Annotated in this window: 8 protein-coding genes, 1 tRNA gene and 1 pseudogene; 7 read left to right on the forward strand and 3 right to left on the reverse strand. The window is 44.3% G+C overall.

What is annotated here, in order from left to right:
* The first annotated feature begins 828 nt into the window (after nucleotides 1–828).
* The 3 genes from ST42_RS05010 (at nucleotide 829) to ST42_RS05020 (ending at nucleotide 6,381) form a co-directional block, all read left to right on the forward strand.
* Nucleotides 829–2,556: a tetratricopeptide repeat protein gene (locus tag ST42_RS05010; protein WP_044072634.1), complete on the forward strand. Its 1,728-nt coding sequence runs from the start codon at nucleotides 829–831 to the stop codon at nucleotides 2,554–2,556.
* A 624-nt stretch (nucleotides 2,557–3,180) separates the two neighbouring features.
* Nucleotides 3,181–4,038 (forward strand): GLPGLI family protein, encoded by an 858-nt coding sequence (locus tag ST42_RS05015; RefSeq protein ID WP_052488236.1) that lies wholly within the window; start codon nucleotides 3,181–3,183, stop codon nucleotides 4,036–4,038.
* Entirely contained in the window at nucleotides 4,039–6,381 is a 2,343-nt protein-coding gene (locus tag ST42_RS05020) for a TonB-dependent receptor (protein ID WP_052488237.1), read from the forward strand.
* 323 nt (nucleotides 6,382–6,704) lie between these two features.
* On the opposite strand, the gene ST42_RS05025 is transcribed toward ST42_RS05020, so the two are convergent.
* Nucleotides 6,705–6,778, reverse strand: a tRNA-Arg gene (locus ST42_RS05025).
* 497 nt (nucleotides 6,779–7,275) lie between these two features.
* Here ST42_RS05025 and ST42_RS05030 point away from each other — a divergent pair.
* Nucleotides 7,276–9,051 carry a pyruvate carboxylase gene (locus ST42_RS05030; protein WP_022315552.1) on the forward strand — a complete coding sequence of 592 codons (1,776 nt, stop codon included), beginning with the start codon at nucleotides 7,276–7,278 and terminating at the stop codon, nucleotides 9,049–9,051.
* Nucleotides 9,044–9,586, forward strand: a complete 543-nt coding sequence (locus tag ST42_RS05035; RefSeq protein ID WP_082028581.1) for an HDIG domain-containing metalloprotein — start codon at nucleotides 9,044–9,046, stop codon at nucleotides 9,584–9,586. Before ST42_RS05030 ends, ST42_RS05035 begins: the two co-directional genes overlap by 8 nt.
* A gap of 654 nt (nucleotides 9,587–10,240) precedes the next feature.
* On the opposite strand, the gene ST42_RS05040 is transcribed toward ST42_RS05035, so the two are convergent.
* The gene (locus ST42_RS05040; RefSeq protein WP_044072636.1) at nucleotides 10,241–11,488 is read right to left on the reverse strand and encodes an ATP-binding protein; all 1,248 of its coding nucleotides are present in this window, start codon (nucleotides 11,486–11,488) and stop codon (nucleotides 10,241–10,243) included.
* Between the two features lie 263 nt (nucleotides 11,489–11,751).
* Here ST42_RS05040 and ST42_RS14250 point away from each other — a divergent pair, with 263 nt between their 5' ends.
* Nucleotides 11,752–12,402, forward strand: a complete 651-nt coding sequence (locus ST42_RS14250; RefSeq protein ID WP_231556922.1) for a winged helix-turn-helix transcriptional regulator — start codon at nucleotides 11,752–11,754, stop codon at nucleotides 12,400–12,402.
* A 51-nt stretch (nucleotides 12,403–12,453) separates the two neighbouring features.
* Here ST42_RS14250 and ST42_RS13125 read toward each other — a convergent pair whose 3' ends face one another.
* A complete protein-coding gene (locus tag ST42_RS13125) occupies nucleotides 12,454–13,242 on the reverse strand; it encodes a DUF4846 domain-containing protein (RefSeq protein ID WP_052488238.1) in 789 nt (262 codons plus the stop codon).
* 38 nt (nucleotides 13,243–13,280) lie between these two features.
* Between ST42_RS13125 and ST42_RS13790 the strand changes: the two are divergent.
* Nucleotides 13,281–13,440 (forward strand): annotated as a pseudogene (locus ST42_RS13790) (IS982 family transposase); the annotation flags it as partial.
* Nucleotides 13,441–13,613: the final 173 nt, after the last annotated feature.

Genomic DNA, 13,613 nt, shown 5'->3' on the forward strand with positions numbered 1-13,613 from the left:
GGTGTCTTTATTCCTGTTTACTAAATGTAAAATGCGGTGTATGTCGCTGATATATAGTATATTGAATGAATGGAATAATGCCGCTTCATAATAATATCTGTAATGCCATCCTTTGGATGCTTGCTGAATATATTGTATCTTTGCATAAGCAAAGCTTCACCTCAGCATAGCGTTCAATCAAGCTTGACGCTCTGCATTCGGTTTGCATTATTTTTGCATATTAATCATTAACACAACATCAGATTTTATGAATAGAAATCTTTTATTATTGATAGTCTTGTTCCTGACATTTTCAAATGGTGTCAGATCGCAGAATATTTCTCAAGTAGTTTCAGATTCAATTCTTTTGCATTGTAGCTATGTTGACCAGTCGCACTCTGCAAAACCAGTAAAACGTTCTCCATCAAATAATGTTATTGTTGTATGTTATGAGAATGGAGTGTTGTCGATGCCTTATTGTCCTTGTTCGGGAATAATGACTTTAATGAATATGTCGACAGGTGAAGTTGTCTTGTCTCAGAGTGTTGAATCAGGTGACGTCTGTCTTCAACTACCAATTTTGTATTGCGGTTGCTACAAATTGTCATATTATACGCAGGGATATTGTTATGAAGGGTATTGGGACGTTTAGTAATGCTTTATCCCAAAACGGTCATCAGACCGTTTATAAAATTATTTAATGACTGCTTGCAGCCTTTTGTTTTTTATAAGGCGTCTTTTGTCTGTTTTTAATTCGCAATAGCTCGCTATTACTCATTAAAAGCCAAACAAAATCCACTCTTCTAAAAAAGCAAAATACAAGCAAGCCCTAATGACCGATTTGGGTTTATGAAGAAATTATCTTATTTTATTTTTGCGTTACTTTTGTTGTCTTGTTCTTTTTCCGATAAACCTTTTGTTCTGAAGAAGGCTGAGGCATTGGTAGATAGTTTGCCCGATGCCGCCTTGAAGATTCTTGAAGAGAATAAATCTGCAGCGGATGGTTTTCCCACAAGATACAGGATGGATTATCTGCTTCTTTATGCTATGGCTATGAATAAGTCATACGTGTCTATGGATACGGTTGGCTTTATGCCCCAAGTAATTCGGTATTATGAGGATCATGGCAGTACAGGAGATTTGGTTAAGGCAAATTATATGATGGGATGTGTCTTTCGGGATAAGGGAGACTCTCCAATGGCTTTGCGCTATTTTCTGAATGCCACCAGATTGTCGGATGTCAATAACTCAGATTGTGACGTTAACGAACTTGCTGCCATCTATGGTCAGATAGGGTATGTATTTTATAATCAACGTATTCTCACCAAGGCTATTGAGGCATGGCATAAATGTCAAAAGTATGCCCTATTGGCGGGGGATACCATCAGGGCTATACAGAGCATTGAGTATTGTGGGTATTCTTATCGTGGACTGAATAAATTGGATAGTGCTATTTCCATAGCTAAGAGAGTATATGCTTCTTATAAAAGAATCGGCGATAATGAAAGGGCGGCTTCGTCTTTGGGCTCGCTTATCCTTTATTGTCTTGACACAGATAGTCTTGACGCAGCGAAGAAATATATGGATGATTATATCATGCATTCTGGATACTTTGACAAAGAAGGGAATTTGCAGCCAGGGCATGAGTCTTTCTATTATTATTTGGCTGATTATTATGAACGCTTGGACAGGTTAGACTCAGCAGAATATTTTTATCGCCGGTTATTATGCAATGCCACAAATTATAACAGTTCAGAAAATGGAAGCCGTGGATTGATGCGTATTTATTCTCGTAAGGGTGAAGCGGATTCTGTGATGAAATATTCAAATATGTTTGTCGATTCAAACGATTCTTCCAGTTTTCACCGATCGGCAGCAGAAGTCAGCAAGATGCAAGCCTTATATGATTATTCAGAAAACAAGGCTTTGGCAATAAGGGAGTCAAACAGGGCTGATAGATACCAATATCTGGTAATTGTCTTGCTGTTGTTTCTTCTGTTTTTTTCTTTGGGCATATATTTCTTCCTTACAAAGCTCAGAAAAAGAAAAATGAGGGCATTGCAGGAAATAAATGAGAGATATTCAGATACGTTATTGAAATATTATGATGCTATAGCCGAAAGAGATAAACTGAAAAGTGGCATAGAGAAACAGAAGAATAGTATGGAGGAGGAAATAATGTATTTGAAGAACAAACTTTCTTCGTTCTCAGACGAAACCGACTGGGCGAAATGGGACTCCGAGCAGTCTTTGTTGTCTCATGAGGTCGTGATGAGAATTCATAAGCATGCTTCGAGGGGCAAGATGCCATCGGCAAGCGAGTTGAACAGTCTTATAGAAGTGGTAAAGCAATCGCTTCCTGGCTTTTATGAGTTCTTGAGCAACCCCAAATACGCAGTGTCTGATAATGAGATGCTGGTTTGCATCTTTACACGCCTTCATTTTATACCATCAGAGATTGCTACATTGCTTAACTTGACAAAGCAGAGAATTTCAAATATGAGGTCTGGATTGAACAAGAAATTGTTCAAAACAAAAGGTACGAAATCTTTCACAGCGAATATATACCGATTGTGATGAGTTGTGTACTATGTTTATAATTTTGTCTAATTGCTAGATATAATGTGGCTTAGGATTGTTCTTATTGATGTGGTGTTTACTTTGTTTACTCGCTTCTTGTCATAAGTGATTTATAATATGCGTATCTTTGCCTTCGTCAAATGTATTTGTTTAGACCATACTAATAAAAAGGAGCAGAATCCGAAAAGCTTCAAGAGTAGGATAGTTTTTTAATTCTTATAGAAATGAAGGAAATATGATTAAGTGCGATTTTCGCACTATTGGTTTGTTGCTCTGTCTCAGCACATCCAATCAAGGTGACTTTATCTAATGGACAAGTTGTTATTTTGGAGTCAGATGATTATGAGACGATGGAGGATCTAATGGCTGCTATAAAAGCAATGGAGCGAAAAATTTCCTCCTCTACTGATTCGTCAAATCCTCCAACTACAGCTCCTAAGAACCCTTGATATATGTATATAATAATGGTGGTGACTCTAATTGTATTTTTGAGTCGCCACTATTTCTAATTATTGTCTTTATATGTCAAATTGATACTTTCTTTTGTTCCATTTCATAAATTTTCCCTATTTTTGCAATAATCTTATATTCCCAATCAGAGAAAAATTAGAACTGACAGATATGCAAATCAAGAAGATAACGGCTTTATTCATGATGCTGGCAGCAGTGGCGAGTACGGCATTCTCGCAGTCTGTGCATGGCGGCACATTGCCACCGCTGAAACCGGTGGAGAAAACGGTGTATGACACGGCATACGTGAAGGTGTATTATGAATTCTCATACAGACCAGACTCACTCAGCAAGGGGAGGAAGGACGGTCAGACGATACTGCTCGTGGGCGACAAGGCACAGAGCTTCGTCGACTATTTTGACGACAGGACAGATTTCATCAACGACTCGCTCGCCGCTGCCAAACGCCCACCGATGGAAGCCTTCACGATGAATATGGGAATGATGAAAAGAATGGCATACACATATCCATTGGTGATAGACCGCAGTCGCAATGTGGCAATCATACAAGTGGACAACGTGAACACATACCAGTACACCCAACCAGTTCCGGAAATCAGTTGGCAGACCGTAGAAGGCGACACCACAATATGCGATGTGGCATGCAGGAAAGCCGTGTGCAGTTTCGGCGGTAGAGACTGGACGGCATGGTATGCCCCTACGTTTGATTTGCGTACAGGACCATACCTCTTCGGAGGATTGCCAGGGTTGATATTCAGTATCTGCGACACAAAAGACAACTACCGCTTCACGCTGAATGGACTGGAAAACCTCGGCAAGGGAGTGCCCGTATATCTCAAGTCGAGCAACAAGATCCTGCATACTACGCGTGACAAAGTGCGCAAGGCAGTGGAAAACGAACAGGCAGACATATACAAAGCTTTCCAGTTGCAGAACCCGGGTGCGGTGTTCACTCCGCAGGCAGGTGACACCGGCAGACGCCCCTATAACCCTATAGAACTCGAATAGATGAAAAGAATACCCACTCTGCTGTGTGCTTCACTCTGTGTAATCATCGCTGAAGCCCAGAATGAAGGAGACGGAATACGCCGTACGACGAAACTGCCGGAAGTCACCGTCAGGCTGAAACCTGTGGAGCAGGTTGGCGACACAATTAAATACAACGTGTCTGCCTTTCAGGGCAAGGACGACCATTATCTGGAGGATGTGCTGAAAAAGATGCCCGGGATACAGGTGTCGCCAAACGGTACGATACTCTATAAGGGCGAAACAATAAACCAGTTTAATATAGAAGGACAGAACCTCCTCGGCAACAGATACAGTCAGGCAACGCGCAACCTCCCCGTAGAGGCGATATCACAGGTGCAGGTGATGGAGAACGACCAGCCCATCCGTGCACTGAAGTCTACGGTTCCGTCAGACAGGGCAACGCTCAACATCAAACTGAAAAGCGGCTACAAGATGCGCCCCTTTGGAGAACTGGAAGGTGGAGTGGGATATGGCGAGGATGCCACATGGAACAACCACCTGTCGGTGATAAACATCGCCGCCAAGAACCAGCTGCTCCTCACGGCAAAGATGAACAACACAGGCGAAGACCTCAGTGGCAATGCCGTATCAAACAATATCAATGTGAGCGACCTGGAAGGCTACGTGGCATTGCCGCGCAACAGCGTGAACGCTATGGAAACCATCTTCTCGCCGATACCGCAGCAGCGCTATCTCAAAAACAGAGCGTATTCCGTCGGATTCAACCACATGCATAGGGTGGGGCGGTATGGCGGACTGCGCACTAACATCGACCTCTATTCCACTGCCGACAACCTTGCCGACAGTACCTATTATCTCTATGGCGGAGCACATACCGCCACTCTCTCGCAGAGCAACCGCATAAAGGTGGGCGAGAAGACCATCGCCCCAAAGTTCAGATACGAACTGAACGCCCCCAAAGTGTATCTCCTCGACCAGCTGTCGGCATCCCTCTCTTATCATACGGGTCAGAACGACATCTATAGCAACGGCAGACAGGTGGGGCAGCAGGTGACACGCCATCCGTCATACGTCCAAAACAAGTTGGCGATGACGATAAGTTCCGGTCTGCATACCTACAACATCGGTTCCACGCTCTTCTACTTCCGCCGAAGCGAGACGTTGGCGGCGACTGATGCCGGGGGAGTCTATGACATCCGTGAGCGCATCGGTTTCAACCGCTTCAAGACAGCCAACAGTATTTCCACGTCATTCCCCCTGTTCGGCAATATCCTCGACCTGAGATACGAATTTTCATATCTCTCAGACAGGGTGAGGATAGACGCTGCCGACGACAACGACAACAGCAGTCTGCTCAACACCATTGCCCCTTCATACACCATGCGCTATTCCAAGGACATACTGGTGCTGGATTGTCCCATAAACCATTATGCCGCAAAGATACCATGGCGGTCAGGTGGAAGACATGTCAACCGGACATACCTCTCGCCATCCGTGCGCTGGAACCACAATTTCTCACCCCAATGGCGACTCACCATCGCCGGGGCAATGCTCCAAGGCGCTGACGACGATGTCATAACGCCGCAGGCCTACCGCTCCGACTACCGAACTCTCACCGCTACCCCAGACCGCATGGGGTGGGCACGGTCGTCGAATGCGTCGCTGAAGATAAACTATGGCGATTTCGTGAATATGTTCACATGGAACCTCCTTGCCACAATGTCGTGGCGCCATTCCGACTGGCGTTTTGCCTATGATATCAGCAACGACCTCACCAAGTTGACTCCTCTGTGGCAGTCTGCCACCACACGCTATCTCATGGCGCAGACACGGGTGGAGAAGACTTTCACACAGGTACATGTCGCCATACAAGGCACCGTGAGCTACAGTCGCAATGAGTTGCCGGTGGTACAGAACGGACTGCAGCAGCGTGTGGTGTCGAATGTCGCCACGTCGTGTCTGTTGGTAAGATGGTATGACTTGTCGTGGCTGCAGGTCACCAACGAGTCAACCTTCAACCTCTCCTGGCAAGACCGTTATGCTAACAGCAACAGTCAGACGCTGAAAAGCCTTTTCAACGATTTCAGTCTTGTGCTTTCGCCCCTCAGCCGTCTCTCTCTTACTGTGTCATGCGATTACTCTTTGTTGGAGACATCCAAGGGTGAGTATAACTCCATCCTGTTTGCCGATGCCAAGCTGCTCTATACTCCATCCAAGAGATGGGAACTGGGTCTGCGTATCGACAATGCCCTGAACCGCAAGCAATATGTAGACGCTTCCTTCACCGGTTTCAACTACCGTTATTTCTCACTTCCTTTGCGGGGCAGAGAAGCAATGGTCACGGTGAAGTACAAGTTTTAGAATAGATGGTTGTGGGATTCAACCCCACGACCTTCAGGACTTTTTCTTTCCAGATATCAGCTATTGATGGTGATAATGGCTATTGATGGAATAATGATTATTGATGGGATAATGTCTATTGATGAATAATGTTGAAATTGCTTGTCGCATATATATAAACAAGTGACTCCGGTGGGATTCAAACCCACGACCTTCAGAACTTTTTCTTTCCAGATATCAGCTATTGATGGTGATAATGGCTATTGATGGAATAATGATTATTGATGGGATAATGTCTATTGATGAATAATGTTGAAATTGTTTGTCGCATATATATAAACAAGTGACTCCGGTGGGATTCAAACCCACGACCTTCAGAACCGGAATCTGACGCTCTATTCAGCTAAGCTACGGAGCCATAAAATAATAGTCACAATATATATATATATGCACTGACACTCAATTTCAGGCTGCAAAGATAATGTATTTTTTTGATATGAAGAAATGATTGGCCGATAGTTTTAACCCAAATTGGTTATCAGGGCTGCTTGACACATGCGATGAGGTGATGACAACAACTGCTCCCAGCCAGTGTGTTCCCTCGCTGCAAAAGTAGAGAAAACGGCAGCAGGCAGGATGAATGTTGTTAATATACACCTTGACGAGTAGTATCTCGACTATTTGTAAACTTGATTTTACATTGTTGAATAACGTTCCCCTCCAAGGTCGATAAATTGTATTAAAATGCAGTTGGAAAGCAGTTTTTTCGTTCAGAATTTAGTTTATTCCCAAAAAACGATTACATTTGCAAAATAAAAACACACGCAACAGACTCAGTTCGGTGGGACATGAATAGTAGTTGTGATTTTGAATGTCCGCTAAGAATAGCCTGTTACGCTTTAAATCGAAGACGAAATGAAAAAGAAAATCCAGTTCAGTCTCGTATACCGAGACATGTGGCAATCTTCTGGCAAGTTCCAGCCGCGCAAAGATCAGTTGGAGCGCATCGCTCCTGTGATAATCAAGATGGGATGCTTCTCTCGTGTGGAGACCAACGGAGGAGCTTTTGAACAAGTCAACCTTCTCGCCGGCGAAAATCCTAATGCGGCAGTAAGAGCATTCTGTAAGCCATTCAATGAGGTGGGTATAAAGACTCACATGCTCGACCGCGGTCTTAACGCTCTGCGTATGTATCCGGTGCCTGACGATGTGAGAGCACTTCAATATAAGGTAAAGCACGCCCAGGGCGTTGACATCACCCGTATCTTCTGCGGACTCAACGACGTGAGAAACATCATCCCGAGCATCAAGTGGGCTCTTGAGGCAGGAATGACACCACAGGCCACACTCTGTATCACCACTTCGCCTGTACACACCGTGGAATATTATTCGGCAATCGCCGACAAGCTCATCGCGGCAGGCGCCACCGAAATCTGTCTCAAGGATATGGCTGGTATCGGTCAGCCGGCATTGCTCGGAAAGCTCACCAAGTCTATCAAGGACAAACATCCTGAAATCATCATACAGTATCACGGCCACTCTGGTCCTGGTCTCTCTATGGCATCAATCCTCGAAGTCTGCAACAACGGTTGCGACGTTATCGATACAGCCATCGAGCCATTGTCTTGGGGTAAGGTTCATCCAGACATCATCTCAGTGCAGAGCATGTTGAAGAACGAGGGCTTCGACGTTCCGGAAATCGACATGAACGCATATATGGAGGCACGCCGTCTCACACAGGAGTTTATCGACGACTGGTTGGGATGCTTCATCAACCCAGGCAACAAGATCATGAGCTCACTGCTCCTCGGCTGCGGTCTGCCAGGCGGTATGATGGGAAGTATGATGGCCGACCTCGCAGGTATCCATCGCTCCATCAACTCTATCCTCCGCTCTAAGGGCAAGGAGGAATATTCTACCGACGAGATGCTCGTGAAGCTCTTCGACGAGGTGGCATACGTATGGCCACGTGTCGGCTTCCCGCCACTCGTAACCCCATTCTCACAGTATGTCAAGAACATCGCCCTGATGAACCTGCTCACCATGGCACAGGGCAAGGGCCGCTTCGTGATGATGGACGACGCCATGTGGGGTATGATCCTCGGCAAGAGCGGTACGCTCCCTGGCAAACTCGACGACGAGATTGTGGCTCTGGCAAAGAAGAACGGCAAGGAATTCACCGATGCAGATCCTCACACTCTCATTCCTAATGCTCTCGATGGCTTCAGAAAAGAGATGGACGAGAACGGATGGGAATATGGTCAGGACGACGAAGAGCTCTTCGAGTTGGCTATGCACCCAGAGCAGTATCGCGACTTCAAGAACGGTATGGCAAAGAAGCGTTTCCTCGCCGACCTTCAGAAGGCAAGAGACGCCAAGCTCGGAAGCAACCTCACACCAGAGAAGATTGCAGAGTTCAAGCATGCCAAGGCAGACGCCGTTGTCTCTCCGGTTAAGGGACAGGTGTTCTTCGAGTTCCAGGGCTCAAGCGAGTGCACACCATGCATCGAGCCGTTCATCGGCCAGCACTATGATGAGGGACAGACCTTCTGCTATGTGCAGGCACCATGGGGACAGTTCGTTGAAGTTCCTGCTTGTCTCGGTGGCAAACTCGTGGAGATTGCCACACGCCAGGGCGGCAAGGTGAACCGCGGCGACGTGATAGGATATATAGAGCGCGACCATGATTGATTGGGAAGCGATAATAGACAAATACTGCGGTGAGGATGATGGCGAGCTGCGCCACATCCTCATCGTTCACTCACGATCTGTGGCGCAGAAAGCGCTGCAGATTGTTTCTTTGCACCCCGAACTGAATCTCGACCGCGACTTCATCGAAGAGGCGGCGATGCTCCACGACATCGGCATCATAAAGACCGATGCTCCCGGCATTCACTGTCATGGCACGGAACCATACATCCGCCACGGCATTCTCGGAGCAGAGATGCTGCGCAGCGAGGGACTGCCTCGTCATGCCCGTGTGTGTGAACGCCATACCGGAGCAGGACTCAGCAAGAGGGAGATAGAGACGCAAGACCTGCCTCTGCCCCATAGGGATTTCCTGCCTGAGACCCTCGAAGAGCAGGTGATATGCTATGCCGACAAGTTCTTTTCAAAGACGCATCTCGACAGGGAGAAGACGGTGGAGAAGGCAGAACGCAGCATAGCAAAATTCGGTGACGAAGGTTTGGAACGTTTCAAACATTGGGAAGAGATTTTCGGTTGACAGACACCGGGAATCTTTTTTTATGTATGCTCGGCATGAGCATTGTCTAACGGGTGGAAGTCCCGAGTAAGCCCTAATAGCGGGAATTACATAGCCAAAGGCAAGGGTGTCCATCGTGAGTTGGAGTCTGAAAGAAGCCGGAGGCAAACATCTGACTTAACGAACAGAAACTTCATACAATGCATATTACCATGGGTAAGGTTGCCAAACAAATCAAAGCCCGATAGCTATTCGGAACGGTCGGTGGAGTTTCCTTGAGCTTGCGAAAAAATGAAGTGGGTATAAGATGGAAAGACAATGCCCTTATCCGAGGAGATTTCACGGACGCATGGTGAAGATGAGGTATTCGATGTACCATGACGGAGTAAACTCTATTCACACGATAGGACGGAATCCGACAATAGAATAGAAGTGACGTATCTCGAAGGGATGGCTGAAAACAACTTGCCACACACCGCAAGGCGTAAAAGCACGAAACCGCCGTATGCGGAACCGCACGTACGGTGGTGTGGGAGGTCGGTAAATGTGAAAGTAGGAGGTAAATGCCTTTTATGAATAACATTTACCTCCTACCCGATTGGTTTCTGCGTAAACAATGCGTAAACAAACCATATCTTAATCGTGTCAATTAGTAAGATTCGTGCTCCCAATAGCCTACATCAACCACTTCCAAACCGGCACCACGGGTATTCCATCTTCCGTGCCCTCCTCATCATACGTAATCAGCAGGCACTTCCAATCCTCGTGCGCCTTGGCATATTTCGCCAATGGTGGCACCTCCCTGTTGTATGTGGTCTCATCCTTGATGCTATAGGACACCTGTATGGCCAACTTCTCTTCAGACACTATGAAGTCTATTTCCTTCTCAGCGTTTAGGAAAAACACATTCTCCTTGCCAAATCGTCTGCACAACTCCACCGCTACCATGTTCTCCAGTAATGATGTCTCTGAGTTCATCAGAAACAGGTTCAGCAAGCCGTTATCGATAAAGTAATACTTCTTCTGAGTCTCTTTCTCCGTCAGCTTTCCAACCTCATTCTCCATGGGCAATATAAGCCAACTGTCAGCGGCATACCCCGCATAGTCAATCGCAGTAGGCACACTAATGGGCGACCCCGTTGCCACAATCACATTCTTCAGCCTGTTATACGACAGCGGTTGCTTCACGCTCTCTGCCATCTTCTTAATCAAGATGTTCAGCACCCTGTCGTTCTTAATGTTGTTTCGCGCACAGATGTCACCCAAGTAGATTTTCTGGTAAAGACTTGAAAGCATTGCCCTTTTGTTCTTAAACGACAGGATTTCTGGCAGACCGCCGTAATAGAAGTATTCATTCAAATGCCGCTTCACCTCACTTCTTTGGATAGTGTCATACTCCCAATGCTCCTTCAGTTCTACCTGCTGTGCTGCCAGATACTCTTTGAATGAATATGGGTATACATCATAGATAAAGAACCGTCCGCCCAGCGTAGTTGCCACCTCTTTGCTCAGCATCTTCGCATTGCTGCCCGTCACATACACCCTGTATTTCGCATCAGCCAATCTCCGCACGAACTTATCCCAGTGAGGAATGTTCTGCACCTCGTCCAGAAACACCACCGGCTTCTTACCATACAGTTCCAGGTGGGCTTCCAGCAGACTGTTGAAGTCCTCCGTCTGGAATTCCGCCAGACGCTCATCCTCAAAGTCCACAAACAGAATCTCGTCCCATCCCTTTCCTGCTGCCTGCAACTGACGCACACGCTGATACAGCAGGTACGACTTACCCGCATGTCTCACGCCAACTATCACATAATTGCCATTCTCTTCAAAGTCAGTGGGACGGTTCACAATCACTGCCTCATCCACTTCGCGCTGCTTACTAATTAGGCACTGTTTGATGACATCTTTACTGATACTCATATAAATTATATTTAATAAGAGTTGTATGATTTTATAAAGTTTGGTTTACAAAGTAAGGTATTTTCTATAAAACAGAATTAATAAACTCTGATTTTTTACTATATTTTCACACTTTTTTATCACAATCCATGAGTTTTTGCCATTCTTGGTCAGGGTTTACCTATTGTATTGTGTCAAATATGTCTGTCAGATACGAAACGATTCTTCTTCCACGTTGCCACTTTGAACTCTTGGATGTCTGAAACTCTTTCTCATTATGATAGATGAAGGAGTCAACGCGTTGGGCTGGGTCATATTTTTTTGTGTCTTTAATATGCCTTTTGAGGGATGGACAAGTAATAGGTCTGCCAAGACGTTTGCATCATTCACCACCATCTTTTGCATTTATAAGGTCAAGAAGTTTTGGCTCTACACCTCCGCCAAGCACAACCAGATACCGATGTGCCGTATCGCTGGCAAGATTATTGGAGGAAGGGCAAGAAAAGACTGTATCCGACCAGAAGCGACCAGAAAACGACCAGATAAGCGACCAGATAAAAATGATTTTAGAACTAATCAAGGAAAAACCACATATAAGTAGAAGCGAAATTTCACACAAAATGGGACTTCATGAAAGTAGTGTAAAGCGTCGTCTGAAGATGATGGTTGATAAAGGTATTATTCAACGCATAGGTTCCGACAAAGGTGTTGTTGGCAAATTAAATAATTCTATTCTGATTATGAAATGTAAAATTGAAACATCAAATGGTATCATGTTTTTGAAAGGAATAGATGGAGATAAACGATTGGAAATTGCTGATTTCATATTAATGGAACATGTCGCAAAGTTACAGGAAATACGGGATTACGACAACTTTGAGCAAGAAATCTGTCGTAATCTCACTTTTTTATTGAGATTACGACAGATTATTTAAATCCAGGTTTTACTGCCTTACCATTACGATACCAAGTATTTCCTCGTTTTGTTAATTTTGGTTTTGCCATGTTCTTATATCCATTGGTGTTTGAAATTTATATCCATTAATCTGTATAATTGTTTTCCCTATTATAGGAATATAATTATCTATAGTTTCCCCTCCTGTACTTGTTCCCGTAACTATTTCTATATCTTGTGCAGGAATCCAACTATTAGCAAAAAGATAATAATCTACACCGTTTTTTTTCTTTTTATCGATTATTATCACTACATGCCCAGGATAACCACCAAGCACAAGCAAATCACCTATCTTAGGGTAATTACTGTGAGGCAAATCTCTTGATAATGAAGCAGAACCTGCATAAGTCATAATCACCTTCAGATATTCTTCAAAGTTACTTCTGCTGTAATCATTTGTGGTTTGTGTTTTAGCAAGAATTGCTTTATTACCATTAATTTTTACTCTATAACCTAAAGCCCATTTAGAAAATGGAACTTCCAAGCCACATGTAAGTTTAAACTTTATTTTATCATATTCTTTTCTATAATAGAAAAACTCAGCTCTTAAGCGTATTGCAGCATCTGCACATTGCTGTACTGATGTTACTTTTGTATTTAAAACTCCAAGTGATTGCTCTTTTATTACATTACCTGCATAATCTTTTACCACGGTGGATTTTTTTCTTGGAAAATGCTTTATAAACAATTCCCAATCTGATAATCCTTCATCTGATATTGTGTCAAGAGATTCTGTTACGACTATATTTGCAACAGTTTTGGTATCTGTATTACAGCTTATAACTATAGAAGCCATTATAAAAATTACTAATTTTTTCATTGTTTACCCGTTGGCGGAATTAATTTAAGTCGATAAATATGAGTAAAAAGTTGTACATATCGCTGATTTTTAAGTAACTTAGTGGTGATCAAAAAATTAAGTTCAAACCATCGTATGTACAACCTTTATACAAAATTCGTCAAAATACTTGAGATATACAAGCAATTCTCTGGAAATCTCGTCAATGAATCTGGTAATGGCTCGCTGTATCCCTGAAGCGACTGACAAGATGGAAACCATGCTCTTTGATTCCGTTCACAAACGGACGGATAGAGAAGAAAGGTTTAAAGGTTTCTTATCCCGAATTGAGATATCTTTTGAGAAGCACGGAAAGTTAAATCCTCGATAAAACAAGAAAGGAGGCCAACATT

This window comes from Prevotella pectinovora (assembly GCF_000834015.1).
Lineage (GTDB): Bacteria > Bacteroidota > Bacteroidia > Bacteroidales > Bacteroidaceae > Prevotella > Prevotella pectinovora.

Bases quoted from the DNA above. Each gene is read 5' to 3' on its own strand.
- ST42_RS05040 (WP_044072636.1), bottom strand. From the start codon at position 11,488: ATGAGTATCAGTAAAGATGTCATCAAACAGTGCCTAATTAGTAAGCAG.
- ST42_RS13125 (WP_052488238.1), bottom strand. From the start codon at position 13,242: ATGAAAAAATTAGTAATTTTTATAATGGCTTCTATAGTTATAAGCTGT.
- ST42_RS05015 (WP_052488236.1), top strand. From the start codon at position 3,181: ATGCAAATCAAGAAGATAACGGCTTTATTCATGATGCTGGCAGCAGTG.
- ST42_RS05020 (WP_052488237.1), top strand. From the start codon at position 4,039: ATGAAAAGAATACCCACTCTGCTGTGTGCTTCACTCTGTGTAATCATC.
- ST42_RS14250 (WP_231556922.1), top strand. From the start codon at position 11,752: ATGAAGGAGTCAACGCGTTGGGCTGGGTCATATTTTTTTGTGTCTTTA.
- ST42_RS05030 (WP_022315552.1), top strand. From the start codon at position 7,276: ATGAAAAAGAAAATCCAGTTCAGTCTCGTATACCGAGACATGTGGCAA.
- ST42_RS05035 (WP_082028581.1), top strand. From the start codon at position 9,044: ATGATTGATTGGGAAGCGATAATAGACAAATACTGCGGTGAGGATGAT.
- ST42_RS05010 (WP_044072634.1), top strand. From the start codon at position 829: ATGAAGAAATTATCTTATTTTATTTTTGCGTTACTTTTGTTGTCTTGT.